The following is a 25,276-nucleotide window of genomic DNA, read 5'->3' as shown; positions in this document are numbered from 1 at the left end:
CGAACGTTGCCCACCGCACCGCACCACCGAAAGCAGGACCCCTTCGTGACAGCAGCAGAGCAGGAGCGCACCGCAGCGCAGGAGTGGACCGGCCGCTGGGTCGCCGAGCGGGCCGGCGTCGCGCTGACCGGCTCCGAGCGCCTTCCCGAGCTGGTCGGCCTCGCCCTGCGGGAGAACCGCAAGCGCGCCCACCTGCTGGTCTCCACCGTGCTCGGCAAGCACGTCCCGCAGCGTCCCGCCGTGGTGCACGGCGCCGGCCTCGAACTCGGCCGCCGGGTGCGCGAACTGCTCGGCCCGCTCGACGGGCAGGCCCTCGCCCGCGCCGTCGTGCTCGGCTACGCGGAGACCGCCACCGGCCTCGGCCACAGCGTCGCCGACGGCCTTGACGCCCCCTACCTGCACTCCACCCGCCGCCCGGTGCCCGGCCTCGCCCCGCTCGGCGGCTTCGAGGAGGAGCACTCGCACGCCACCTCGCACCTGCTGCTGCCCGCCGACCCCGGGCTGCTCGCCGGCGACGGGCCGCTCGTCCTGGTGGACGACGAGTTCTCCACCGGCACCACCGTGCTCAACACCATCCGCGCCCTGCACGCCCGCCACCCGCGCGCGCACTACGTGGTGGTCGCCCTGGTCGACCTGCGCGGCGAGGCCGACCGGCGGCGCCTCGCCGACACCGCCGCCGAACTCGGCGTCCGGCTCGACCTGGTGGCGCTGGCCGACGGCGGCGTCGAACTGCCCGCGGACATCCTGGACCGGGCCGAGCGGCTGATCGCCGAGGCCGGACCGGCGTGCGAACCGCCGGCCGCCCCGGCCGCGCCGCTGGTGCGGGTCGACCTGGCCTGGCCGGACGGGCTGCCCGACGGCGGACGGCACGGCTTCACCCCCGAGCACCGGGCGCGGCTGGAGGAGGCGCTGCCGGCCCTCGCCGAGCAACTGGCCCACGCCGTCGAGGAGGGCGCGGACGGGAGTTCCGGTGAGGGCTCCGACGGGGGCTCCGGTGGCGGCGGGCGCGTGCTGGTGCTCGGCTTCGAGGAGCTGATGTACGCGCCGCTGCGGCTGGCCGGCGCCCTCGCCGAACGGCTCCCCGGCGGCGCCGACCGCGTCCACAGCTCGACCACCACCCGCTCGCCCGTCCTCGCCGTCGACGACCCCGGCTACGCCGTCCGCACCCGGCTGGCCTTCCCCGCCCACGACGACCCGGCCGACGACTCCTCGCGCGAGCGCTACGCCTACAACGTCGCCCCCGGCGCCGACCCGGCCCGCCGCTTCGACACCGTGGTCCTGGTGGTCGACGACGTCGCCGACACCCCGGCCCTGCACCACGGCGAGCGCGCCCTGCTCGGCCAGCTGCGCCGCGTCACCGACCGGGTGGTGCTCGCCGTGCTGCCCTCCCACCGGCCGGGCGCGCTGCCGGCCCCGCTGTACGGCCCGGCGTTCTCCTCCTACCGGGCCGACGAGGTGGCCTGGCTGCTCAAGGACCTCTCCGAGGTCGCCCTGGAGGCCCCCACCGAGGAGCGCGAGGAGGCCGTGCAGAGCGGCGGCGCCCACTACGCCGAGTCGCTGCCGGTCGAGTACCAGCCGAGCCCCGAGTACCAGGAGCTGTTCCACCAGGCCCTGCGGACCTCCGCCCGCCGGATCGCGCTCGCCGTCGGCACCGTCGCCGAGACCCTGCTGCGCGAACGCGGCCCCGGCCTGGTGCTCGCCTCGCTGGCCCGCGCCGGCACGCCCGTCGGCATCCTGATCCGCCGCTGGCTCGCCGCCGGACACGGCGTCGACGCCCCGCACTACGCCGTCTCCATCGTCCGCGGCCGCGGCATCGACCCGGTCGCCCTGCGCTACCTCGACGCCCACCACCGGGCGGCCGACGTGGTGTTCGTCGACGGCTGGACCGGCAAGGGCGCGATCACCCGCGAACTCGCCGAGGCGCTCGCCGGAACCGGCTTCGACCCCGGCCTCGCCGTCCTCGCCGACCCCGGCCGCTGCGTGTCCACCTTCGGCACCCGGGACGACTTCCTGATCCCCTCCGCCTGCCTCAACTCGACCGTCTCCGGCCTGGTCTCGCGCACCGTGCTGCGCGCCGGACTGATCGGCCCGGACGACTTCCACGGCGCCAAGCACTACACCGAGCTGGCCGGCGCCGACGTCTCCGGTGCCTTCCTGGACACCGTCGCCGACCACTTCGCGGACGTCCGGGCCGAGGCCGTCGCGGCGGCCGGACGCTTCCTCGCCCCCGAGCACGCCGCCGAGCGCGCCCCCGACTGGGCCGGCTGGGCCGCCGTCGAGCGGATCAGCGCCGAGTTCGGCATCGACGACGTCAACCTGGTCAAGCCCGGCGTCGGCGAGACCACCCGGGTCATGCTGCGCCGCGTCCCCTGGCGGGTGCTGGCCCGTCGCGGCGCCGGCGCCGACCTCGACCACGTCCGGCTGCTCGCCGCCCAGCGGGGGGTCCCGGTCGAGGAGGTGGACGACCTGCCGTACTCCTGCGTCGGCCTCATCCACCCCCGCTACACCCGGGGTGCCACCGGCGCCTCCGGTACGGCCGTCCTGGTGAAGGAGTCCTGAGCCCCGATGACTGGATACCTGAGCGGTGGCATGAACGGCGGCGCCGCGGGCCGCTTCGTCGTCGCGAGCGACCTCGACCGCACCCTGATCTACTCCAACCGGGCCCTCGCCCTCGACGTGCCGGACCGGCTCGCGCCGCGCCTGCTCTCGGTCGAGGTGCACGACGGCAAGGCGCTGTCGTTCATGACCGAGCAGGCCGCCGAACTGCTCGTCGAACTCGCCCGGGAAGCGGTGCTCGTCCCCGCCACCACCCGCACCCGGGCCCAGTACGAGCGGGTCAACCTGCCCGGCCCGACGCCCGGCTGGGTCCCGCCGTACGCCATCTGCGCCAACGGCGGGCGGCTGCTCGTCGACGGCGTGCCGGACGCCGACTGGCAGGACGAGATGGCCGCCCGGCTGGCCGGCGGGGCGGCCCCGCTGGCCGAGGTGGTCGAGCACCTGGCGCTCTGCGCCGACCCCGAGTGGACGCACAAGCGGCGGGTCGCCGACGAACTCTTCGCCTACCTGGTCGTCGAGCGCGCCGAGCTGCCGCAGGGCTGGCTCGCCGAGCTCACCGGCTGGTGCGCGGAGCGCGGGTGGGGCGTCTCGCTGCAGGGGCGCAAGGTGTACGCGGTGCCGGCGCCGCTCAGCAAGAGCGCGGCGCTGGCCGAGGTCGTGCGGCGGGTGGGCGGGGGCACCGTGCTCTCCGCCGGGGACTCGCTGCTCGACGCCGACCTGCTGCGCGCCGCCGACGCCGCCTGGCGCCCCGGCCACGGCGAACTGGCCGACAACGGGTGGACGGCGCCCGGCGTCACCGCCCTCGACGAGGTGGGCGTGGCGGCGGGCGAGGAGATCGTCCGCCGCTTCCTGGCCCGGGTGCGCGGCGAGGCCGTCGAGCCGGACGCCGCCGTTGCCGGGGCGTCCCAGGCCGGGGCGTCCTGACCTTATCGGCCTCTTGGCCTACTGGCCTACTGGCTTCCTGGCCTACTGACCTGCCGGCCCCTCGGCCGATCAGCCGCAGCAACCGCCGCCGCAGCAGCCCCCGCCGCCACCGGCCGAGGGGGCCTGCTGCGGCGCGCCGCCGGCGGAGGCCGCGCCCGTGACGGCGACGGTCGACAGCAGCTTCACGGTGTCCTGGTGGCCCTGCGGGCAGACGGCGGGGTCGTTGGCCTGCGCCATCGCACGGCGCAGCTCGAAGGTGGCGCCACAGGCGCGGCAGCGGAAGTCATAACGAGGCATGCCCGCCAGCGTATCCGCGATGCCGCCCGCCGTGGAGGCCGTGTGGCCGTGTGGCCGTGCGGTGCTCCGGTCAGCGGTGGCCGCTGCCCAGCTCGCCGCGGATCAGCTCCACAACGTTCGCCGCCGTCTCCCGCACCGCGGCCAGCTCGGTCAGGAACCGCCAGTAGTCCGGATGCCGCCCCGCCGACTCCAGCTCCGCCACCGCGCGGTCCAGCCGGGCCACGGCGGCGTCCAACGGTGCGGCGTGCCGCGGATCCGGCGCGTGCCGCCCCGCCATCGCCAGCCGCTGGGCGTCCCGCAGGGCGAACCGGGCCCGCTCGACCTCCTTGTTCGGGTCGATCTGCACCTCGTTCAGCTGCCGCAGCCGGTCGTTCACCGCGACCACCGAACCGTCCGCGGTGTCCAGCAGCGCGCGCACCGTGCCCAGCGCGCCCGTGGCATCCGCCCAGCGCTGCTCGTCCCGGGCCCGGGCGGCCTCGGCGAGCTTGCCCTCGGCGGCCCGCCCGGTCTCCGCGACCTGGTCCGGTACCCGCTGGAGGTCCTGCCAGCACGCCGTGGAGAACCGCCGGCGCAGCTCGCTCAGCGCCGGCTCCACCGTGGCGGCCTTCGTCTCCAGCGCCTGGATCCTGGTCCGCAGACTGGCCACCCGACGGTCGATCTCCCGGGCCCGCTCCGGCAGGTGCCCGACCTCCGCCGCGATCGCCTCGGCGCGCTCCCGCACCCGCTCCGCGCGCTCCAGCGTGCCCGGCACCCCGTGCTGCGCCACACCCTCGTTGAGCCGCCCCAGCTCCGGCGCCAGCTCCGCCAGCCGCGCCGCCGGCCCGTCCGCCCGCAACCCGGCGCCGCGCGCCGCGTCCAGCGCGTTGCTGGCGTCCAGCAGCGCCCGCTTGGCCTGCTCGATCGCCGGGGTCACCCGCATCAGCTGCTGCTCGGCCCGCTCCAGCGTCGGCTGCAGCTTGCGCAGGAAGTCGTTGAGCTCCGCGAGCGCAGAGCCGAGCTGCCCCTTCACGTCGTCCAACTGGTGCTTGGCGCGGGCCGCCGCCCCGGACTCCAGGTCCTCCGCGTCCAGGTCGTGCGCGTCCAGGGCGGCCAGGTAGTTCACGGTCACCTGGTCGACCCGGCCGGAGATCGCCTCGAAGTCCGCCACCGCCCGCCGCGCCGTCGCCCCGTCCCCAGCGGAGCGCACCGTCTCCACCGCCAGCCGCACATCGCGCTGGGCGGAGTCCACGTCGTAGAACGCCTGCTGCGCCGCGTCCCGCGCCGCCCGGGCGTCCGCCCGCATGCCCTCCCCGCCGCGCCGTCCCCACCAGCCCCCGCCGGTCCCGAACGACGCCGCCCCCGCGGCTCCCAACGCCCCCGCGACGACCAGCGGCAGCACCAGCGCCTCGGCCACCGCACTTCCCGGCCACCGCCGCCCCCGCCCGCCTCCGCCGGCCACCCTCACTGCGCGCTCCCTGGTTCCGACCGTTGATCCACCGACCATTGTTCCCGATCACCCCACCCCACCGGCACCCCACCCGTCCCACCCCCCGACCACCCGCACCACAGCACCCCCCGGACCAGGTACCCTAAGCATTCGTCGTGCGCCCGAACGGGCCCGCACGACCGGGGGCGCGTAGCTCAGCGGTAGAGCGCTGCTCTTACAAAGCAGATGTCGGCGGTTCGAAACCGTCCGCGCCCACAGATGAGAAGGGCCAGTTCGGAGGAGTGATCCTCCCGAACTGGCCCTTGATCGTTTTCGGGCCGCTGGGTGCCCGGTTCGGCTATCGGGTTGCCGATACTTCGGCCTCTCGGCCGGTGCAGCGCAGCCACTCGGTGTAGCGCCACCGGAGAGCCTCTGGGTGTGGCAGGCGGTCCAGGGTGAGCTTTGGGTGCACGATGCCCATGGCTTCCAGGCTCGGCCCGCCGGGGCGCGGTTCGACGGTCAGGGTGTCGGGGTTGATGGCGAAGAGGTGAGCGTCGAAGGCCCTGTGGAGCGCGGCGTTCATCGGCAGGCCGTTGCGGGCGTCCGAGGTGCCGCCGTCAGCGTCGCCTCGGAAGTGCGCTGCCTCGATCATCTGGGGGATCGCGATTCCTGAGAGCGGGCAGCGTGGACCGTAGCGCTGGAACACTTCGAGCTTGAACCGCGCCTGGTCCGGTCGTGTGACCACGGTCCCGTTCCGTCGGCGGCGCCTGTTGCCTTCGAGCTGGAACGGCTGCTCTTCCGAGCGGTCGTGGTCGAGGACTTGCGCGGGCGGGGTTTCACCGAACTTGACCAGGAACAGGCTGCTGTCATCCTCCCAGCCCTCGACCCAGGCAAGGTGTACGCCTCGGAGGTTGCCATGTTCGGTGATCACAAACAGCGGAAGTCGGAGCGTCGCGGCCGCTTTCGTGGCGTTGACTTCACTGAGATCGCGGCCCGGCACCCGGGTGACCGGGTAGTGGTACAGGACTTCGTTCTCGTTCAGGTCGTCAGGGTAGTGCTGGCCCGTGTGCGTGCTTCTCTCCGGCCGCCTGCTCGGTGAAGATCATGACATTGGGGCTCTTGGCGGATGGGCCGATCCCGCCCTGGGTCCGCCCTCCGTACGTGGTGTGGAGCGTCTTCCGCTCGATCTGGTCGCCGGGCTTGAGGTCCCACTCGGCTGGTGGCGTGATCGCGGACATGAGGCTCCTGAAGAGGCAAGGGTCTTCGAGGAATCTAGTAGGACTAGATGCTTAATGGGTACCGATTTTGATCTCGGATTCGGGCCGGTCGGGGGCAGGCGCGTTGCTGGCCGAGCTTCCCCTGCTATCTCCCACCCGGTGCCGCCGGAGTTGTGGCGCTGCGCTCGTCCAGGGGCGGGGCGGCGGTGTGGGGGTGGTGGGCGGTGGGTCGCCGGGGCGGCGGCGCTTGGGGGGCGGGCGGTGGCGGGGTGTGTTTGGGTGGGCACCAACCGCTTGGGAGAGGTGAGCCTCCGTGACCATGCCGCCGTTCGGTTCGAACGACCCTTTCTCCGATCTGCTCAGCCGGTTCTTCGGGATGAGCCCGATGGCGTCGCCGCCCGCCGTGCAGCGGGTGCCGATCGGGCGGCTGCTCAGCGAGTCGGCGCAGGAGCTGCTCGCCACCGCCGCGCAGCGGGCCGCCGAGGACGGGAGCAGCGATCTCGACACCGCCCATCTGGTCTGGGCGGCCACCCGGGTGGAGCCGTCGCGCCGGATGCTGGAGCGGGCCGGGATCGACCCGGACCGGCTGGCGGGTGATCTGGCCGAGGCGCTGCCGTCCGGGGACGGGGCGCCGGAGGCCGACGGGCGGCCCGCGCTGACGCCGGCCGCCAAGCGCGCGCTGCTGGCCGCGCACGCCCGGTCGCAGGGGGCCGGGGCCTCGTACATCGGGCCGGAGCACATCCTCGGCGCGCTGCTGGAGGAGGAGCGCTCGGGCGCCGGCGCCGCGCTGCGCAACGTCGCGCCGTCGCAGGAGGCGCTGCGCACCGTGCTGGACGGGCGCGGCGTGGGCGGCGAGCGCAGCCAGGGCGGAGCGCACCCCAGTCGGACGCCGACGCTCGACGAGTACGGGCGGGACCTCACCGAGGAGGCCCGGGCGGGCCGGCTGGACCCGGTGGTCGGCCGTGCCGAGGAGATCGAGCAGACCGTCGAGATCCTCTCCCGCCGGACCAAGAACAACCCGGTGCTGATCGGCGAGCCCGGGGTCGGCAAGACGGCGATCGTGGAGGGGCTGGCGCAGCGGATCGTCTCCGGGGACGTGCCGCAGAGCCTCAAGGAGAAGCGGGTGGTCACCCTGGACCTCACCGCGCTGGTGGCCGGCTCCAAGTACCGGGGCGAGTTCGAGGAACGGCTGAAGAGCGTGATCGACGAGGTCACCGAGGCCGAGCAGGGGGTGATCCTGTTCCTCGACGAGCTGCACACCGTGGTCGGCGCGGGCAGTGGCGGCGAGGGTTCGATGGACGCGGGCAACATCCTCAAGCCGGCACTGGCGCGCGGCGAGCTGAGCGTGGTCGGCGCGACCACCCTGGACGAGTACCGCAAGCACGTGGAGAAGGACGCCGCGCTGGAGCGCCGCTTCCAGCCGGTGCTGGTGCCGGAGCCGAGCGTCGAGGAGACGATCGAGATCCTCCACGGCCTGCGCGACGCCTACGAGGCGCACCACCAGGTGCGGTTCGCCGACGAGGCGCTGGACGCCGCCGCCGCCCTCTCCGACCGCTACGTCAGCGACCGCTTCCTGCCGGACAAGGCGATCGATCTGCTGGACCAGGCCGGCGCCCGGGTGCGGCTGCGCAGCCTGAGCGGCTCCACGGTCGCGATGCCGGTGCAGGACCGGATCACCAAGCTGCGCCGCGAGCTGGAGGAGGCGGTGGCGGACGAGGAGTTCGTGCGGGCCGCCAACCTGAAGAGCGAGCTGCGGCAGACCGAGGACGAGCTGGCCGCGATCGCCGAGTCCCGCGAGGAGGTCGTGGCGGTCACCGCGGACGACATCGCCCAGGTGCTCTCCAGCCGCACCGGCATCCCGGTCGCCGAGCTGAACGCGACCGAGCGCGAGCGGCTGCTGAAGCTGGAGGAGCACCTGCACGAGAAGGTGATCGGCCAGGACCAGGCGGTCACCGCGGTCGCCCAGGCGGTGCGCCGCGGCCGGGCCGGGATGGGCGACCCGGACCGGCCGACCGGCTCGTTCCTGTTCCTCGGCCCGACCGGGGTCGGCAAGACCGAGCTGGCGAAGGCGCTGGCCGCGCTGCTGTTCGGTGACCCGGACCGGATGATCCGCTTCGACATGAGCGAGTTCCAGGAGAAGCACACCGTCTCCCGGCTGGTCGGATCCCCGCCCGGGTACGTCGGCTACGACGAGGCGGGCCAGCTCACCGAGGCGGTGCGCCGCAAGCCGTACAGCGTGCTGCTCTTCGACGAGGTGGAGAAGGCCCACCCGGACGTCTTCAACCTGCTGCTGCAGGTGCTGGACGACGGCCGGCTGACGGATGCCCAGGGCCGTACGGTCGACTTCCGCAACACCGTGGTGATCATGACGAGCAACATCGGCTCGCAGCGGATCCTCGACCACGCGGGCGACGTCGACGAGATCCGCGACGAGCTGATGCGGGACCTGCGCGGGCAGTTCCGCCCGGAGTTCCTCAACCGGATCGACGAGGTGATCGTCTTCCACGCGCTCACCCGCCGGGACCTGCTCCAGGTGGTGGACCTGCTGCTGGACCGCTCCCGGCGCCGGCTCAAGGCCCAGGACGTCGAGCTGGAGGTGACCGAGGGTGCGAAGGAGTGGCTGGTGAACCGCGGCTACCAGCCGGAGTTCGGGGCCAGGCCGCTGCGCCGGACGATCCAGCAGGAGCTGGACAACCGGATCTCCAACCTGCTGCTGGACGGCACCGTGCAGGAGGGGGACACCCTGCTCGCCGAGGTGTCGGACGGTGAGCTGACGGTGGTGCTGGCGCGGCCGGAGCGCTCGGCGACCTTCGAGGAGGCGGAGGCCGAGGCGGAGGCCGAGGAGGGGGAGTAGCCGCCCGCTCCGGTCAGGCGCCCGGGAACACCTCGCGCAGCAGCGGGTCCGGCAGTCCGCGCTTGCCCCACTCGCGCGGGTAGCCGAGTGACACCTCCTCGAACGGGACCCCGTCGTAGGCGGTGCGCCGGGGGATGTGCAGGTGCCCGTAGATCATCGTGGCGGTGTTGAACCGGCGGTGCCAGTCCGCGGTCAGCTCGGTGCCGCACCACTGGGCGAACTCGGGGTACCAGAGGACCTCGGTGGGCTGCCGGACCAGCGGGTAGTGGTTCACCAGTACGAGCGGCAGCTGCGGGTCGTGCTCGGTGAGCCGCTTCTCGGTCAGCCGGACGCGCTCGCGGCACCAGGAGTCGCGGTCCGGGAACGGGTCCGGGTGCAGGAAGCGCTCGTCCGCGCAGACCACGCCGGACTCGTAGGCGGCGGCCAGCGACTCCTCCTTGGTGGTGGTGCCGGGGGCCCGGAAGGAGTAGTCGTACAGCAGGAACAGCGGGGCGACGGCGACCGGGCCGCCCGCGCCGGTCCACACCGGGTAGGGGTCCTCGGGGGTCACCACGCCGAGCTCGCGGCAGATGTCCAGCAGGTGCTCGTAGCGCTCGACGCCGCGCAGCTGGACCGGGTCGTTGGGGTGGGTCCACAGCTCGTGGTTGCCGGGGGCCCAGATCACCTTGGCGAACCGTTCGGCGAGCAGACCCAGGGCCCAGCGGATGGTGACGGTGGACTCGGCCACGTCACCGGCGACGATCAGCCAGTCCTCCGGCGAGCCGGGCCGCAACTGTTCGACCAGGTCGCGGTTCTGCTGGTAGGAGACGTGCAGATCGCTCACCGCGAGCAGCCGGCCCCCGGCCGTGCCCCGTCGCGTGCTGTCCGCGTGGTTCTCACCGGCCATGTCGGCCCCCCAGATGGTCGTCGCTGCCGTCCCGGCCACAGTACCGGGGTCCGGCGGCCGGAACAGGGTGTCGGGAGTCGTACCCGCTGCCGAATCCCTTGACAGGGCGTCATGTCCGCGACAGCTTTGGGGCACCCCCACACCGAGAGGTCTCTCATGAAGAAGCCGCTCATAGGCACGCTGGCCGCGCTCCTGACCGCCGGGGCGACCGCCCTCGCCGGAGCCCCCGCCGCGACCGCCACCACCACGGCCGCGCCCGGTGCCGCGGAATCGGTGCAGGCCGGCAAGGTCGCCGCCGTCAACTTCGCCGGCACCGTGGCCCTCAGTAACTGTTCCGGCTCGCTCGTCCGGTTCCCCGCCTCGACGGCGAGCGACCCGGCGCTGGTGCTCTCCAACGGCCACTGCCTGGAGACCGGTATGCCCGGCCCCGGCCAGGTGGTCGTCAACCAGGCCTCCAGCCGCACCTTCACGCTGCTGAACGCGAGCGGCGGCTCGGCCGGCACCCTGCGTGCCACCAAGATGGTCTACGGCACCATGACCGACACCGATGTGTCGATCTACCAACTGAACACCACCTATGCCGCGATCCAGTCCTCCTACGGCATCGCCCCGCTGACCGTCGCGGCCACCCACCCCGTCCAGGGCACCGCGATCAAGGTCGTCTCCGGGTACTGGAAGAGGATCTACTCCTGCTCGGCCGACGGCTTCGCCTACCGGCTCAAGGAAGCGGACTGGACCTTCAAGGACTCCCTCCGCTACACCTCCACCTGCAACGTCATCGGCGGCACCTCCGGCTCTCCGGTCGTCGACGCCGCCAGCGGCCAGGTCGTCGCGGTGAACAACACCATCAACGAGAGCGGCCAGCGCTGCACCCTGAACAACCCCTGCGAGGTGGACCAGAACGGCGTGGTGACGGTCCGCGCGGGCATCGGCTACGCGCAGGAGACGTACATCATCCCCGCCTGCTTCGGCCCCGGGAACAAGCTCGACCTGACCCGGGTCGGCTGCACCCTGCCCCGCCCCTGACCGGCACGTTCGTCCCCGATGGGCCATCCGCGACCGGCGGGTGGCCCATTCGGTCGTCCGCCGGACGGCCGGTCCGTCCGGCGGTGGCGTGCCGGCGGTCGCACACCGGCGGCCGCGCACCGAAGGCCGCATACCGACGGCCGGAGCGTGGTACGGACCATGGCAACACCCAGTTCCGTTGACCCGATGGAGAGTTGATGACCACGACGATGAGAAGGCTGCTGGTCGCCGCCCTGCTGATACCCCTGCTCGGCCTCGGCCTCGCCCCGACGGCGTTCGCCCGCGGGACGGACGCGCCCGCGGCGGCCTCCGTCGCCGACGACCCGTCGGCCGACGTCAAGGACCGCCTGGCGGCGATCCGCGGCATGACGGTCACCGAGGAGCAGCCCACCACCACCGGACACCGCTACTTCCTGCTCACCTACACCCAGCCGATCGACCACAACCGCCCCTGGCTGGGCACCTTCCAGCAGCGGCTCAGCGTGCTGCACCGCGGCTACGACCGGCCGACCGTGTTCTTCACCAACGGCTACACGCTGCGCACCACGCCCAGCCGCACCGAGCCGGCCCGGCTGGTCGACGGCAACCAGGTCTCCATCGAGTACCGCTACTTCACGCCCTCCCGGCCCGAGCCGGCCGACTGGTCCAAGGCCGGCATCGAGCAGGCGGCCACCGACGCGCACCGGCTGATCACCGCGCTGAAGCGGATCTACCACCAGGAGTGGCTCTCCACCGGCGGCTCCAAGGGCGGCATGTCCTCCACCTACCACCGCCGCTTCTTCCCGGACGACGTGGCCGGCACCATCGCCTACGTCGCGCCGAACGACGTCAACGACCGCGAGGACTCCGCGTACAGTCGGTTCTTCGAGAACGTCGGCACCCCCGAGTGCCGGGCCGCGCTGAACGGCACCCAGCGTGAACTGCTGGCCCGCCGCGACCGCCTGGAGCCCCGCTACGCCGCCGACAACGCCGCCGCCGGCTCCACCTTCACCACCGTCGGCAGCGCCGACCGCGCCTACGAGCTCGCCGTACTGGACTCGGTCTGGACGTTCTGGCAGTACAGCCTGGAGGCCGACTGCGTGAACGTCCCGGGCGCCGCCGGCACCGACGACGCGCTGTACGCCTGGCTCGACTCGCAGTCCGGCATCACCGGCAACAGCGACCAGGCGCTCGCCGGGTACACCGCGTACTACTACCAGGCCGGCACCCAGCTGGGCTCGCCCTCCTTCGACGTCTCCCGGCTCAAGGGCCTGCTGCACTACGACTACAAGGAGCTGTACGCGCCGCGCACCTACGTGCCACGCAGCATCCCGATGCGGTTCGACCCGTCCGCGATGCGCGACATCGACCGCTGGGTGCGCAACGACGCCGAGCGGATCATCTTCGTCTACGGCCAGAACGACCCGTGGGGTGCCGAGCCGTTCCGCCTCGGCCGGGGCAGCGAGGACAGCTACGTCTACACCGTGCCCGGCGGCAACCACGGCTCGAACATCACCAGGCTGCCGGCCGCCGAGTCCGCGGCGGCCACCGCCAAGGTGCTGGAGTGGGCCGGTCTCGGCTCCGCCTCCGCCCGCGGGCTGAGCGGCGGGTACCAGGTGCCGCCGATCGGGCCGCTGGACGAGGAGGGGCTGAAGCAGGACCGCGTCCGGCTGTAGTGGCCTACCGCACGACAGCCGTCCTGCACGACAGCCGTTCCGCACGACAGCCGTCCCGCACGGCGTGACGAGGGCCGCCCGGCAACCGGGCGGCCCTCCGGCGTTCCCGGGGACGGCGAGGCCCGGGCGGCGGGCCCGCACCCCCTCCCCGAAGCAGTGAATCAGTGCTTCAATGCTTGCATGGCCTACCGACGCACCCCCGCCGTGCAAGCCCGTCTGGACGCCCAGCGCGAGGCGGTGCTCCAGGCCGCGGTCGGCCTGCTCGCCGAGCGCGGCTACGGCGGCTGCAGCATGGCCGCCGTCGCCGAGCACGCCGGGATCGCCACCGGCTCCGTGTACCGGCACTTCGCGAGCAAGGCCGAGCTGTCCGTCGAACTCTTCCGCCGGGTGGTCACCCGGGAGGTCGCCGCCGTGCACGAGGCCGTCGCCCGCCACGACACCCCCCGGGAGCGGATCGCGGCCGTCGTCGAGACCTTCGCCGCCCGCGCCCTGCGCGCCCCCAGGCTCGCCCACGCCCTGCTGGTCGAGCCGGCCGACACCGTGGTGGACGCCGAACGGCTGGTCTTCCGCCGCACCTTCCGCGACGTGCTCGCCGCCGAGATCGCCGCCGCCCTCGCCGCCGGCGAGCTGCCGCCCCAGGACCCGCAGCTGACCGCCGCCGCGATCGTCGGCGCCACCGCCGAGGCGCTCACCGGCCCGCTCGCCGCCGCACCCCCGCCCGGCCCCAGGACCGCCCCCGACGCGGTGGTCCCCGCCCTGGTCTCCTTCACCCTCCGTTCTCTGGGAGTACCCGATGACAGCGACGCATGAGGTCACCAACCAGGTCCCGCTCCCGTACGGGCACGACACCGCGGCCGACCCCGGGCTGCTCGCCGCCCTGCACCGGGCCGGCGCCGGCTGGGCCGAGCCCGAGTTGCGCGAACTCGGCCGGCTGGCCGGCTCCGAGCAGGCCGCCGAGTGGGGCCGGCTGGCCAACGAGAACCCGCCGCTGCTGCGCACCCACGACCGCTTCGGCCACCGGATCGACGAGGTCGAGTTCCATCCGGCCTGGCACGAGCTGATGCGCACCGCCGTCGGCCACGGCCTGCACGCCGCCCCCTGGCGGGACGACCGCCCCGGCGCGCACACCGCCCGCGCCGCCAAGTTCTACGTCTGGGGCCAGGTGGAGGCCGGCCACACCTGCCCGGTCTCGATGACCTACGCCGCCGTCCCGGCCCTGCGCGCCACCCCGGGGCTGGCCGCCGAGTTCGAGCCGCTGCTCGCCGCCACCGCGTACGACTTCGGCCTGCGCGAGCCGCACGGCAAGCGCGGGCTGATCGCCGGCATGTCGATGACCGAGAAGCAGGGCGGCTCCGACGTCCGCACCAACACCACCACCGCCGTCCCGCGGCCGGACGGAAGCTACCGGCTGACCGGCCACAAGTGGTTCACCTCGGCGCCGATGTCCGACCTCTTCCTCACCCTCGCCCAGGCACCCGGCGGACTCAGCTGCTTCCTGCTGCCGCGCGTCCTGCCGGACGGCACCCGCAACCGGCTCCGGCTGCAGCGGCTCAAGGACAAGCTGGGCAACAAGTCCAACGCCTCCGCCGAGATCGAGTACGACGAGGCGTACGGCCTGCTGGTCGGCGAGGAGGGCCGGGGCGTGCGGACCATCATCGAGATGGTCAACATGACCCGCCTGGACTGCACCATCGGCGCCGCCTCCGGCATGCGGCTCGGCGCCACCCGGGCCGTCCAGCACGCCCTGCACCGGCGCGCCTTCGGCAAGGCGCTGGTCGACCAGCCGCTGATGCGCAACGTGCTCGCCGACCTGGTCGTCGAGTCCGAGGCGGCCACCGCGGTGGCGATGCGGCTCGCCGAGGCCACCGACGCCGCGATCGCCGGGGACGAGCAGGAGACGCTGGTGCGCCGGCTCGGCCTGGCGGTCGCCAAGTACTGGGTCTGCAAGCGCGGCCCGGCGCACGCCGCCGAAGCCCTGGAGTGCCTGGGCGGCAACGGCTACGTCGAGGAGTCCGGGATGCCCCGGCTCTACCGCGAGGCGCCGCTGGTCTCCATCTGGGAGGGCTCCGGCAACGTCGCCGCCCTGGACGCGCTGCGCGCCATGGCCAAGCGCCCGGAGACCGTCGAGGCCTTCCTCGGCGAGCTGGACGCCGCCGCGGGCGCCGACCGCCGGCTCGACGCGGCCGTCGCCGGCCTGCGCAAGCAGCTCACCGACCTCGACCAGCTGGAGTACCGCACCCGCCGGCTGGTGGAGGCGATGGCGCTGGCCTTCCAGGGCTCGCTGCTCGTCCGGTACGGCGACCCGGCGGTGGCCGACGCGTTCTGCGCCTCCCGGCTCGGCGGCGACCACGGCGCGGCCTTCGGCACCCTGCCGCCCGGCCCGGACGCCGGGGCGATCATCGACCGCGCCCGCCCGGTGCCCGCCGCGTGAGCCTGCCCGAGCGGGTGGCCGAGGCGGACGGGGTGCGGGCCTTCTGGCAGCACCTCGGCCTCCCCGGCCTGATCGACGTCCACACGCTCCCTCCTGCCCGCCCTCGGGCAGGAGGGGCCCACCATGCCGCAGAACGTCCCCGACAAGGTGTGGGCGTACTTCGACGCGGCCGGGCCGCTGACCGGCCGCCCCTGGCCGATCACCTACCGCGAGGCGGAGCATCGGCGCGTCGTCCGACTGCGGGAGTCCGGCGTCCGGGCGTTCACCGCGATGCTCTACCCGCACAAGCCCGGGACGGCCGGGTGGCTGAACGCCTGGGGCGCGGACGGGCGCTGGGCGAGCGCGTCCTGCTCGGCAGCGACCTCCCCGACATCCCCTACCCGTACGGGCACCAGCTGGAGGCGCTGGACCGGCTCGGGCTGGGGGAGGAGTGGCTGCGCGCCGTCTGCCACGACAACGCGGCCGCCCTGTTCGGGATATGACCTCGGAGGTCATCGACGCCCGCGCCGCGCCCCGGCACAGTGGTGGGCACCCGGCGGCGGCAGCGCCGACCGGGATCCCACCCACGTCCGGAGGCCGATCCGCCATGTCCGCGCACACCCTGAACACCGCCCGCCGCACCGCCCCCGCCCCCGCCTCCGTCAAGGCGCTGCGGGGCTTCCTCGCCCTCGACGCCGTGGTCAGCGGCGGCAACGGCCTCGCCTATCTGGCCTTCCCCGGCCCGCTCGGCGAGCTGCTGGGCGTCGGCCGCTCGACCCTGCTCGAACTCGGCGCCGTGCTGGCGGTGTTCGGCCTCGCGGTCGGGCTGCTGGCGGCCCGCCCGCAGCCGCCGGGGCTCGCGGTGCGGGCGGTGATCGACGTCAACCTGGTCTGGACGGTGCTCAGCGTGGTGGCGATGGAGCTGTGGTTGGAGCCGACCACCGCCGGCTACGTCTGGATCCCGCTCCAGGCCGCGACGGTGGCCCTCTTCGCCGCGCTCCAGTTCACCGCCCTGCGCCGGCTGCCCGTGTGACCGGGTGAGCGTGTGACCCGCGTGACCGGGTGAGCGCGTGACCCGCGTGACCGGGTGAGCGTGTGGCGGCCCGCCCGGGTGACTACCGGGCCGTCCCCACGGCCTCCTGCAGGAACGCGACGGTCTCCGGGTCGGCCGGGAGGAAGGTCTCCATGGCCAGCTCGGAGACGGTCACGTCCATCGGCGTGTTGAAGGTCGCGATGGTCGACAGGAAGGACAGCACCCGCCCCTCGTGGGCGACCCGCAGCGGCAGGGCGAACGGGAACAGCTCGGTGATGTCCTCCTCCCCGTCACCGTCCGCCGCCGTGCCGGGCGGCTCGGGGTAGGCCCGGACCTCCTCCAGCAGGGCCCGCAGCGGCTCCGAGCGGACCAGCCCGAGCTGCTGCTCCATCCGCTCCAGCAGGTGTCGCCGCCACTGCCGCAGGTTGAGGATCCGCGGTGCGAGGCCCTCCGGGTGCAGGGTGATCCGCATCGCGTTGAGCGGAGGCTCCAGCAGGTGCGGCGCGACTCCGGAGAGCAGCAGCCCGAGGGCCCGGTTGGCCGCGAGGACCTGGAAGGTCCCGTCGACGACCAGCGCCGGGTACGGGTCGTGCGAGGCGAGCAGCCGCTCCATCCCGGAGCGCAGGGCCGCCATCGCCGGGTCGTCCAGCCGCTTCTCCGGGTAGTGCGGCGCGTACCCGGCGGCCAGCAGCAGCGCGTTGCGCTCGCGGACCGGGACGTCGAGGTGCTCGGCGAGCCTGAGCACCATCTCCTGGCTGGGCCGGGCGCGGCCGTTCTCGATGAAGCTGATGTGCCGGGCCGAGGAGTCGGCCAGCAGGGCCAGTTGCAGCTGGCTGAGCCGGCGCCGCTCCCGCCAGCCGCGCAGCAGCGTGCCCACGCCCCGGCCGGCGGCTTCCGGTCCCATCCCCACCGTGATCGTCATGGCGGGGACAGTACTACCGCGGACACATGGGCGGACGCGGGGGCGTCAGGCGCCGGTGGTGGAACCCGGCCGGACGATCATCAGCACCACGACGACCGCCCAGAGCAGGTTGAAGACGCCCGCCGTCATCGGCAGCAGCTTGAGCCCGTTGACCGCCTTGCCGTGCTCCGCCGAGCCGCCGTCCAGGGCGAGCGCGTCCACCGCGGCCTGCTGCGCGGGCAGGACGAACAGCAGCAGCGACAGGGCCGCGACGGCGGTCAGCACCATCGACGCGATCATCCAGGACTGGCCGAGCACGTCCATCACCTGGGCGAGTCCGATGCCGAGGACCGGAACGGCGATCCCGAGCAGCGCGTAGACCTGGGTGATCCGGTGCAGCAGCCGCAGCATGCCGGCGTCGGCGGCCTGCTCGGGCCCGCCCGCCAGCGCGGCCTTCGCCCGGCGCGGGAACATGCTGACGGCCACGGCCACCGGGCCGATGAACAGCACCGAGGCGAGGACGTGCAGGCTCAGCAGGAACTTGGCCATGGCGGGGCACCCTTGTGACTCAACGGGGGCGGCCCGTCGGCGGTCGCGGCGCGGGCAGCCGGGGCGGACGGATCTCCTCGCCCCGCCCAGGACGCTAACACCGCTTATCCGACCGTCCGACCGGCCCCCACCTGGGCAGCTCTAGAGAGCACTCAGCTCCACGGCCCGCGGCGGCAGCTCGCAGACCGCCGCGACGGCCGCCCCGTGCGCCTCGTCCACCCAGTCGAGCAGCCGGAGCCCCTCGAAGGTGCTGAGCAGCGGCCGGCCGTCGGGCAGGTCGAGCGGGAGCCCGGAGAGGTCGACGGCGGCGAGGCCGTCCAGGGTGGTGCGGCCGATCTTGATCAGGGCCTCCTTGCGGACCCAGAGCCGTAGGAAGGCCCGCGCCGGGTCGGGGTGCTCCCGCACCAGCCGCAGCTCCGCCTCGGTGAGCACCCGGGGCGCGACGTCCAGCAGGCTGCCGCCGCGGTCGGTCAGCTCGACGTCGACGCCGATCGGCCGGTGCCCGGCGGCGGCCGCGACCACGCCCTTGGTGTGCGAGAGGCTGACCGCGACCCCGGGGTGGTCGGGCAGGTAGGGCTTGCCGTGGTCGCCCTTGCCGCAGTCGGGGCAGTGCTGGGCGAGGGTCAGCGCGGTGGCCGGGACGCCGAGCAGGCGGGCGGCGCAGAGCCGGACCAGGGCGTGCGCGGCGATGAAGTCGACCCGTCCCGACTCGTGCCGGAACCGGGCGGCGCGCTCCTTCTCCACGGCGGTGAGCAGGTGCTCGCCGGCCCCGGGGTGGCGCAGCACGTCGGCGCTGGTGGCGACGGTGGCGATGGCGTCGGAAGTCATGCCTCCAACCTAGCGGGGCCGCGGGTGGCCAGGGAGGACACGGTCGATCCTTCCGTTCGGAAGATTTTCCGATTGGCGCTGATGGTCTGTAGGGTGCCGATTGCCCGATTTGATGCCCGATATCCAAAATCTCTGGATTCTCTAGGTATCGGCCGGGATGATGCAGGATCAACCGGAACGAGGCGGGTGCCCTTCCACCTGCCTCTCTCTTCGCGGAGGAATGTGCAGATGAGTCAGGGAACCGGTACACCCGGTCACAGAAGAGCCACCGCGGGACGGGTCCCCCGCCCCCGCGGGCGCCGCAACGTCAGGATCGCGGCGGCGACGGCCACGGCCGTGCTGCCGCTCGCGGCGGTGCTGACGGTCGGTTCGGCCGCCCCGCTGGCCCCGCCGCTGGGCGCGTGCAGCGGACCGGACTGCCCGGCCACCTGGCCGGGCGTCAACAACGGCGACTTCCCGGGCCGGGACGCCGCCATCAACGTCTTCACCGGCGGCAACTACACGGTCGCCGGCCGGGCGGCCGAGGCCGAGGGCAGGATCGTCACCCTCGGCGACTTCACCGTCGACAAGAACGGCGGCGGCATCTTCAACGCGGGCGTGGTCGGTGTCGGTTCGCGGGTCGTCCCGCCGAACGGCAGCGACTTCCTCACGGTCGGCGGCAAGGTCACCGTCCAGCCCGACAACAGCCTGCTGATCGGCGGCATCGACTCCAAGGGCCAGGCCTTCGGCAACCTGCGGCACGCGGGCACGCTCACCGGCTCGGTCTCCATCGACCCGACCGGCGAGGCGATACAGGACGCCGGCGCCGCCGCGCCGTACCGCTCGGTGCTCACCCAGATCGAGGACGTCTCCGCCTGTGTCGGCCGCACCGCCGCCACCGGTACCGTCGCGCTCACCGGCAGCGAGGCGACCTTCACCGGTGACGGGACCAGCATGAAGCAGGTCTTCAACGTCCCCGGGAACCTCACCTCGCCGACCGGCGGGCAGATCGGCCTGGTGTTCGCGAACATCCCGGCCGGCGCGACCGTCGTGGTCAACATGCAGTCGGCCGACCCGGTCATCAACACCTACACCGGTACCGGCCTGCCGGGCGACCAGACCACCGAGATGCGCTCCAAGCTGCTGTGGAACTTCCCCACGGCCACGGCGGCGCAGATCAACGGCAGCGCGCAGTTCCAGGGCGCGGTGATGGCGGGCAACCCGGCCGGCACCACGACCATCGACATGCCGGGCATGAACGGCCGGGTCTACCTGGCGGGCAACCTGATACAGACCGGCAACGGCGGCTACGAGATCCACAGCTACCCGTTCGACGGGGACCTGCCGGACTGCGCGGTCGAGCCGACCCCGACGCCCACCTCGCCGACCCCGACCCCGACCCCCACCACCCCCACGCCGACCGGAACCACCACCTCGCCGACGCCGACCGGCCCGTCGCCGACGTCGACGGAGACGTCCACCACGCCGGCCCCGACGGAGACCGCGACCTCGCCGGCCCCGACGGAGACGGCCACCTCGCCGGCGCCGACCGGGACCACCACCTCGGCGGCCCCGACCGGCCCGACCGCCACGTCCAGCTCGTCCGCCGCCGCACCCACCGGCGACGGGCCCACGAGCCAGGGCCCGACCGGGCAGCAGCCCGCGCCCAGTAGCGGCGGAGGCGGCGGTTCGCTGGCCTCGACCGGTTCGGGCAACGCCGTGACCTTCGGCCTCGTCGGGGGCGTCCTGCTCGTCCTCGGCGGGCTCGCCGTCCTGGCCGCCCGGCGCCGGGGCCGCCACGGCTAGCCGCTCGCGGTAGGCACCGCACAGCCGGGGGCCGCCCGGTCCTCCGACCGGGCGGCCCCGTTGCGTTCGCCGGCCTCAGGTCACCTCGCCGCGCCGGGAGAAGCGCTCGTCCTTCCACTCGCCGCTCTCCAGCACCTGGGCCAGGTGCCGCGCCGCGTCCCACACCTCGGTGTGCGAGAGGTAGAGCGGGGTGAAGCCGAAGCGCATGAGGTCCGGGGCCCGGAAGTCCCCGATCACACCGCGGGCGATCAGCGCCTGCACCACCGGGTAGCCGTCGGCGTGCCGCAGCGCCACCTGGCTGCCGCGCCGGGCGTGCTCGCGCGGGGTCACCACCTCGATGCCGTCCAGGCCCTCCACCAGACCGATGAACAGATCGGTCAGCGCCAGGCTCTTGGCCCGGACGGCGGCCCGGTCGGCCCGCTCCCAGACGTCCAGCGAGGCCTCCAGCGCGGCCTGGCCGAGCAGCGACGGCGAGCTGGTGAGGAAGCGGCCGATGCCGTCCTTCGGGTCGTAGCCGGGCTCGAAGGCGAACGGACGGGCGTGCCCGAACCAGCCGCTCAGCGGCTGCGGCGCCCCGGCCGCCAGATGCCGCTCGGCGACGTACAGGAAGGCCGGTGAGCCGGGGCCGCCGTTGAGGTACTTGTAGGTGCAGCCGACCGCGAAGTCGGCGCCACTGGCGGAGAGTTCGACCGGCAGCGCGCCCACCGAGTGGCAGACGTCCCAGATCATCAGCGCCCCGGCGGCCCGCACCCGGGCGGTGATCCCGGGCATGTCCAGCAGCTCGCCGGTCCGGTAGTCGACGTGCGAGAGGACGACCGCGGCGACGTCCCCGTCCAGGTGCGCGTCCAGCTCGGCCGGGTCGATCAGCACGCTGCGGGCGCCCGGGACCAGCCCGGTCACGCCCTCGGCGATGTAGAGGTCGGTCGGGAAGGCCGCGCGGTCGCCCAGGACGGCGGAGCGGCCCGGACGCAGCCGCAGCGCCGCCGCCAGCACCTTGAACAGGTTGACCGAGGTGGTGTCGCAGACCACCAGCTCCTGCGGGGCGGCCCCGACCAGCGGGGCGATCCGCCGGCCCAGCCGGTACGGCTGCTCGAACCAGCCCGCGTCGTTCCAGCTGCGGATCAGCTCCCGGCCCCACTCCCGCTCGACCACCGTCCGCACCCGCTCGGGGGTGCGGACCGGCAGCGCGCCGAGCGAGTTGCCGTCCAGGTAGATCACCCCCGGTGGCAGGGCGAACTCCCCGCGGAACGCCGCCAGCGGGTCGGCGGCGTCCAGCGCCGCGCACTCCTCGCGCGTGATCATGCCCAGCCCTTCCCTCGCCCTGTCCTCTTCCACTGCCCGTTCACGCCCGCCGGGACGCTGCGGGGTCGTCACAGCCCGTCCCGGATCGCCCACAGCTCGGGGAAGACGTCCTGCTCGGCGGAGCGGCGCAGCCAGGTCAGACCGCTGGAGCCGCCGGAGCCGGGCTTGCCGCCCATCGCCCGCTTGACCGCCGCCAGGTGGCGCTGGCGCCAGCGGGTCACCCGCTCGGCGACGTCCAGCAGCGCCTCGGCCAGCGGCAGCAGCGCCGCGTGCTCCGGCTCGGTGTAGACCCGCCGCCAGGCGTCCGCGACCGCCTCGTCGGCCTGGTGGCGCTGCTCGGAGACGGTCTGCGGCACGGCCAGGCCGCGGTGGGCCAGCAGCGCGAGCGCGTCGTCGTAGAGGGTGGGGGAGCGCAGGGCGGCGGTCAGCTCGGCGTGCGTGCGCGGGCTGTCGCGGTACATGTTCAGCAGCGCGGCGTTCTTGTTGCCGAGCAGGAACTCCAGCTGCAGGAAGGCCGAGGACTGGAAGCCGGAGGCCTCGCCGAACAGCGGGCGGAAGGCGTTGAACTCCTGCGGGGTGAGCGTGGCCAGCAGGTCCCAGGACTCCACCAGCACGTCCTGGACGTGCGTGCTGCGGCGCAGCGCGGCCAGGGCGCCCGGCAGGTCGTCCGCGCGCAGGGCCCGCTGGGCGAGCGTCCACTCGTGCCGCAGCAGGCCGAACAGCAGTTCCATCACCTGGGTGGTGACGATGAACGACAGCTCTGCGGGCTCCTCGCTGAGCGGGTGCTGCAGGCCGTGCAGTTCGTCCAGCCGCACGTAGCGCGCGTACGGGGTGCCCCGCTCCGGCTCCCCGGCCCGGCCGAACGACAGGTTGGGCCTCTCCACCGTGTCGTGCCCCATACCCGATCCCTCCAGAAGTCGTCGGCGAACCGAACCGCCGGACGGGCCCGGGATCCGCGCTGGTCGCCCCGGTCGTCGCCGGAGCCCCATTGTGCGGCGGCCCGTCCCGCATTTGAATGGGCGGCGGGCACGGCAACCGCGGCCGCGCCTGTCGTACGAGAGGTGTTTTCCCGATCCTCTTCACGATCGCAAAGCAGCGGTTTCCAGCCAACCGGACCACACCCTCAGGAGCCGCCGTGGACGCCGTCGACCGCCGCCTGCTGGCCGAGCTGCAGGCCGACGCCCGGCTCTCCTACAACGAACTCTCGCGCCGGGTGAGCCTGTCCGCACCCGCCGTGGCCGAACGGGTCCGCCGCCTGGAGGCCGACGGGGTGATCTCCGGCTACCACGCCCACGTCGACCTCACCCGCTCCGGCCTGCCGATCACCGCGCTGGTGCAGCTCCAGTGCTACGGCCCGCGCTGCGTGCTGCGCGACCCGGAGGTGGCCGGCTGGCCGGAGGTGCTCCAGTTGCACCGGGTCACCGGCGGCGCCTGCTGCGTGCTGCTGGTCGCCGTTCCGGCGATGGCCGATTTCGAGGCCCTGATCGACCGCCTCGGCGGCTACGGCCAGCCGGCCAGCTCGATGATCCTCTCCAGCCCCGTTCCCTGGCGGCCGGTGGTCGTGCCCTGAACCGGCCGATAGGTTCCTGCCCATGCCGATCGACCGTCACATCCTGCTGCTCCCCGGCAGCCTGCGCGCCGGGTCCGTCAACGAGACCGTGCTGCGCACCGCCGCCGCCGTGGCGCTCGCCACCGAGGGAATCGCGACCAGCTACTACACCGGGCTGGCGGGACTGCCGCACTTCAACCCGGACCTCGACACCGACCCGCTGCCGGAGCCGGTCACCGCGCTGCGGGCGGCGATCGAGGCCGCCGACGCCCTGCTGATCTGTACGCCCGAGTACGCCGGGACCCTGCCGGGTGCCTTCAAGAACCTGTTGGACTGGACGGTCGGCGGCATCGAGATCGCGGACAAGCCGGCCGCCTGGATCAACGCCGCCGGGACCGGGCGCGGCCTGGGGGCCGAGGCGACGCTGGGCACGGTGCTGCGCTACACGGGGGCGACCGTGGTGGAGGGCGCCTGCGTGCGGTTGCCGCTGGTGCGCGGGGACGTCGGGGCGGACGGGCTGGTCGCCGATCCGCTGGTGCGCGACCGGATCGGGGAGGCGCTGGTCCGGCTGGCCGCGGCCGCCTGAGCCGTCCCGCCGCCCGAGCCGCCCCGCCCGAACCGCTCTGCCGCGCTGCGCCCCGTGTCGCAGCGCGGCCCAGTACCCCTCGGCGCCCCTCAGTGCCCCTCGGGCAGGTGCACGCCGAGCCCGGCCAGCCCTTCGAGGAACAGCTCGGCGCCGACCGCCGCGAGCAGCAGGCCGAGCAGCCGGGCGATCACCTCCAGCGAAGTCCGGTGGGTGCGCTGCATCAGCGGGGCCAGGACGGCGACGCTGATGAAGTTGATCACCACCACGGCGACGTACGCGCCGGCCACGGTGGCGTGCCAGCCCCAGTCGTCCTTGGCGAGCGAACCGACCAGGACCGCGGTGACGGCGAGCGGGCTGGCCAGGTACGGCAGCAACAGCTCGCGGATGCCGTCCACCAGCGGGCCGGCCAGGTGCTCGTCCGCCTCGTCGGCGCCGGCGCCGAGGTGCACGCCGAAGACCAGCGCGACCGCGTAGACGAAGAAGATCAGTCCGCCGGCGAGCTGCAACGACTGGTCGCTGATGTGGAACAGTGAGGTGACGAAGTCGGCGCTGAAGGCGAGGCCCGTCCCGATCACGGCCGAGATGACCGAGCTCCAGGCCGCCAGCCGCCGCAGCTCCCCGGTGCTCCGGGTGCCGGCCAGCCGGGCGAAGGACAGCAGGACCTTCGGCGGGCCGACCACGGCGAAGAAGGCGATGAAGGCGCTGCTCAGATCGAAGACGAACATGCGCCAAGCATGGCCGCGGCGATCGGTCCCGCCCGGGTGCCACGCCTGTCCGAATTATTCCCGTTCGCGCCCTGATTCGCCCGAACGGCCGCCCCGGGTCGAGCCGACCGGCGGTTTCCGCTGCGATGGAAGCCGGACCACCCCTCCGCGCGGCGGAGGGCTCCCGAAGGGGACTTCGACATGGCTCTGAACCGTAGCGACCTGGGCCTGCTGGCCCTGCGCGGTGCCGTCGGCGGGGTGCTGATCGCCCACGGCACCCAGAAACTGTTCGGCTGGTTCGGCGGTGGCGGCCTGGACGGCACCGCCAAGGCGATGGAGGCGATGGGCTTCCACCCGCCGCGACAGAGCGCCCTGGCCGCGGGCCTCGGCGAGGCCGGTGGCGGCGCGATGCTGGTGGCCGGGCTGGCCACACCCGCGGCCGGCGCGGTGGTGGCCGGGACGATGGCGGGCGCCGTCGCGGTGCACGCCCCGGCGGGCTTCTTCGCGATGGGCGGCGGCTACGAGTACCCGGCGTTCCTCGGCGCGGCCGGTCTGGCGCTGGGCCTGGCCGGCCCGGGCCGGTACTCGCTGGACCATCTGACCGGGCACGCCTTCAACCAGCCGTGGGTCGGTCTGCTGGCCTTCGCGGCGAGCGCGGCCTCGGCGTACGGGGTGGTGGCCCGCCGCCGGCACGCGCTGCGGCTGGCGGAGGAGCGCGCGGCGGTGGAGTCGGAGACCCAGGAGGGCTCGGGGCTCTCCTGACCCGGCTCGCTTCCCGGGGCCGGGTCACCCGAACGCCCCGGCCCTGG

Annotated in this window: 23 protein-coding genes, 1 tRNA gene and 1 pseudogene; 14 read left to right on the top strand and 11 right to left on the bottom strand. The window is 73.9% G+C overall.

Annotated elements, in window-relative coordinates:
- Nucleotides 1-45: 45 nt before the first annotated feature.
- Both ACFU9E_RS23275 and ACFU9E_RS23270 read left to right on the top strand, forming a co-directional pair.
- The gene (locus ACFU9E_RS23275) at nt 46-2,559 is read left to right on the top strand and encodes a phosphoribosyltransferase (protein WP_380681804.1); all 2,514 of its coding nucleotides are present in this window, start codon (nt 46-48) and stop codon (nt 2,557-2,559) included.
- Between the two features lie 6 nt (nt 2,560-2,565).
- On the top strand, nt 2,566-3,480 hold the full coding sequence (locus ACFU9E_RS23270) for an HAD family hydrolase (RefSeq protein WP_380681803.1): 915 nt from the start codon (nt 2,566-2,568) through the stop codon (nt 3,478-3,480).
- A gap of 69 nt (nt 3,481-3,549) precedes the next feature.
- Here ACFU9E_RS23270 and ACFU9E_RS23265 read toward each other — a convergent pair whose 3' ends face one another.
- Entirely contained in the window at nt 3,550-3,777 is a 228-nt protein-coding gene (locus ACFU9E_RS23265; RefSeq protein ID WP_355370978.1) for a zinc ribbon domain-containing protein, read from the bottom strand.
- A gap of 70 nt (nt 3,778-3,847) precedes the next feature.
- On the bottom strand, nt 3,848-5,260 hold the full coding sequence (locus ACFU9E_RS23260) for a hypothetical protein (RefSeq protein WP_380681802.1): 1,413 nt from the start codon (nt 5,258-5,260) through the stop codon (nt 3,848-3,850).
- Between the two features lie 126 nt (nt 5,261-5,386).
- On the opposite strand from ACFU9E_RS23260, the gene ACFU9E_RS23255 reads away from it, so the two are divergent.
- Nucleotides 5,387-5,458, top strand: a tRNA-Val gene (locus ACFU9E_RS23255).
- Nucleotides 5,459-5,540: 82 nt separating this feature from the next.
- Here the strand turns inward: ACFU9E_RS23255 and ACFU9E_RS23250 are convergent.
- Together ACFU9E_RS23250 and ACFU9E_RS23245 are read right to left on the bottom strand one after the other, a co-directional pair.
- Entirely contained in the window at nt 5,541-6,182 is a 642-nt protein-coding gene (locus ACFU9E_RS23250; protein ID WP_380681801.1) for an HNH endonuclease, read from the bottom strand.
- Nucleotides 6,183-6,228: 46 nt separating this feature from the next.
- Nucleotides 6,229-6,420, bottom strand: a complete 192-nt coding sequence (locus ACFU9E_RS23245; protein WP_380681800.1) for a hypothetical protein — start codon at nt 6,418-6,420, stop codon at nt 6,229-6,231.
- A 298-nt stretch (nt 6,421-6,718) separates the two neighbouring features.
- Between ACFU9E_RS23245 and ACFU9E_RS23240 the strand changes: the two genes are divergently transcribed.
- Complete coding sequence (locus ACFU9E_RS23240) at nt 6,719-9,253, top strand: ATP-dependent Clp protease ATP-binding subunit (RefSeq protein WP_380681809.1); 2,535 nt, start codon at nt 6,719-6,721, stop codon at nt 9,251-9,253.
- A 13-nt stretch (nt 9,254-9,266) separates the two neighbouring features.
- Here ACFU9E_RS23240 and ACFU9E_RS23235 read toward each other — a convergent pair whose 3' ends face one another.
- Nucleotides 9,267-10,139 carry a metallophosphoesterase family protein gene (locus ACFU9E_RS23235; protein ID WP_380681799.1) on the bottom strand — a complete coding sequence of 291 codons (873 nt, stop codon included), beginning with the start codon at nt 10,137-10,139 and terminating at the stop codon, nt 9,267-9,269.
- 156 nt (nt 10,140-10,295) lie between these two features.
- Here ACFU9E_RS23235 and ACFU9E_RS23230 point away from each other — a divergent pair, with 156 nt between their 5' ends.
- The 6 genes and pseudogenes from ACFU9E_RS23230 (at nt 10,296) to ACFU9E_RS23205 (ending at nt 16,263) form a co-directional block, all read left to right on the top strand.
- Complete coding sequence (locus ACFU9E_RS23230; protein WP_380681798.1) at nt 10,296-11,165, top strand: serine protease; 870 nt, start codon at nt 10,296-10,298, stop codon at nt 11,163-11,165.
- A 197-nt stretch (nt 11,166-11,362) separates the two neighbouring features.
- Nucleotides 11,363-12,820, top strand: coding sequence for a S28 family serine protease (locus ACFU9E_RS23225; protein WP_380681797.1), 1,458 nt, complete (start codon nt 11,363-11,365; stop codon nt 12,818-12,820).
- Between the two features lie 180 nt (nt 12,821-13,000).
- Nucleotides 13,001-13,630 (top strand): TetR/AcrR family transcriptional regulator, encoded by a 630-nt coding sequence (locus tag ACFU9E_RS23220; protein WP_380681796.1) that lies wholly within the window; start codon nt 13,001-13,003, stop codon nt 13,628-13,630.
- Entirely contained in the window at nt 13,614-15,251 is a 1,638-nt protein-coding gene (locus ACFU9E_RS23215; protein ID WP_380681794.1) for an acyl-CoA dehydrogenase family protein, read from the top strand. The genes ACFU9E_RS23220 and ACFU9E_RS23215 overlap by 17 nt, the downstream gene beginning before the upstream one ends.
- Nucleotides 15,248-15,733: pseudogene (locus ACFU9E_RS23210) on the top strand (amidohydrolase family protein). The gene ACFU9E_RS23215 and the pseudogene ACFU9E_RS23210 overlap by 4 nt, the downstream one beginning before the upstream one ends.
- A gap of 104 nt (nt 15,734-15,837) precedes the next feature.
- The gene (locus ACFU9E_RS23205) at nt 15,838-16,263 is read left to right on the top strand and encodes a hypothetical protein (RefSeq protein WP_380681792.1); all 426 of its coding nucleotides are present in this window, start codon (nt 15,838-15,840) and stop codon (nt 16,261-16,263) included.
- A gap of 82 nt (nt 16,264-16,345) precedes the next feature.
- Here ACFU9E_RS23205 and ACFU9E_RS23200 read toward each other — a convergent pair whose 3' ends face one another.
- The 3 genes from ACFU9E_RS23200 to ACFU9E_RS23190 all read right to left on the bottom strand — a co-directional run bounded on the left by ACFU9E_RS23200 (nt 16,346) and on the right by ACFU9E_RS23190 (nt 18,541).
- Nucleotides 16,346-17,185, bottom strand: a complete 840-nt coding sequence (locus ACFU9E_RS23200) for a helix-turn-helix domain-containing protein (protein ID WP_380681790.1) — start codon at nt 17,183-17,185, stop codon at nt 16,346-16,348.
- A gap of 45 nt (nt 17,186-17,230) precedes the next feature.
- Nucleotides 17,231-17,713, bottom strand: a complete 483-nt coding sequence (locus tag ACFU9E_RS23195; protein ID WP_355362061.1) for a DUF2269 family protein — start codon at nt 17,711-17,713, stop codon at nt 17,231-17,233.
- A gap of 141 nt (nt 17,714-17,854) precedes the next feature.
- Nucleotides 17,855-18,541, bottom strand: a complete 687-nt coding sequence (locus ACFU9E_RS23190) for a 4'-phosphopantetheinyl transferase family protein (protein ID WP_380681787.1) — start codon at nt 18,539-18,541, stop codon at nt 17,855-17,857.
- A 336-nt stretch (nt 18,542-18,877) separates the two neighbouring features.
- On the opposite strand from ACFU9E_RS23190, the gene ACFU9E_RS23185 reads away from it, so the two are divergent.
- The gene (locus ACFU9E_RS23185) at nt 18,878-20,326 is read left to right on the top strand and encodes a choice-of-anchor A family protein (RefSeq protein ID WP_380715282.1); all 1,449 of its coding nucleotides are present in this window, start codon (nt 18,878-18,880) and stop codon (nt 20,324-20,326) included.
- Nucleotides 20,327-20,401: 75 nt separating this feature from the next.
- On the opposite strand, the gene kynU is transcribed toward ACFU9E_RS23185, so the two are convergent.
- A complete protein-coding gene (kynU, locus tag ACFU9E_RS23180; protein ID WP_380681783.1) occupies nt 20,402-21,628 on the bottom strand; it encodes a kynureninase in 1,227 nt (408 codons plus the stop codon).
- 68 nt (nt 21,629-21,696) lie between these two features.
- Nucleotides 21,697-22,527, bottom strand: coding sequence for a tryptophan 2,3-dioxygenase (locus ACFU9E_RS23175; RefSeq protein WP_380681781.1), 831 nt, complete (start codon nt 22,525-22,527; stop codon nt 21,697-21,699).
- Nucleotides 22,528-22,763: 236 nt separating this feature from the next.
- Here ACFU9E_RS23175 and ACFU9E_RS23170 point away from each other — a divergent pair, with 236 nt between their 5' ends.
- Together ACFU9E_RS23170 and ACFU9E_RS23165 are read left to right on the top strand one after the other, a co-directional pair.
- Nucleotides 22,764-23,198 carry an Lrp/AsnC family transcriptional regulator gene (locus ACFU9E_RS23170; RefSeq protein ID WP_355362051.1) on the top strand — a complete coding sequence of 145 codons (435 nt, stop codon included), beginning with the start codon at nt 22,764-22,766 and terminating at the stop codon, nt 23,196-23,198.
- 22 nt (nt 23,199-23,220) lie between these two features.
- Nucleotides 23,221-23,763 carry an NADPH-dependent FMN reductase gene (locus ACFU9E_RS23165; RefSeq protein ID WP_380681778.1) on the top strand — a complete coding sequence of 181 codons (543 nt, stop codon included), beginning with the start codon at nt 23,221-23,223 and terminating at the stop codon, nt 23,761-23,763.
- A gap of 89 nt (nt 23,764-23,852) precedes the next feature.
- On the opposite strand, the gene ACFU9E_RS23160 is transcribed toward ACFU9E_RS23165, so the two are convergent.
- A complete protein-coding gene (locus ACFU9E_RS23160; RefSeq protein ID WP_380681776.1) occupies nt 23,853-24,488 on the bottom strand; it encodes a MarC family protein in 636 nt (211 codons plus the stop codon).
- Between the two features lie 180 nt (nt 24,489-24,668).
- On the opposite strand from ACFU9E_RS23160, the gene ACFU9E_RS23155 reads away from it, so the two are divergent.
- Nucleotides 24,669-25,229 carry a DoxX family protein gene (locus ACFU9E_RS23155; RefSeq protein ID WP_380681774.1) on the top strand — a complete coding sequence of 187 codons (561 nt, stop codon included), beginning with the start codon at nt 24,669-24,671 and terminating at the stop codon, nt 25,227-25,229.
- Nucleotides 25,230-25,276 lie beyond the last annotated feature (47 nt).

This window comes from Kitasatospora sp. NPDC057595, assembly GCF_042800875.1.
In the GTDB taxonomy this organism is placed as follows: Bacteria; Actinomycetota; Actinomycetes; order Streptomycetales; family Streptomycetaceae; genus Kitasatospora.
This window is presented reverse-complemented; position numbering and strand designations above follow the sequence as displayed.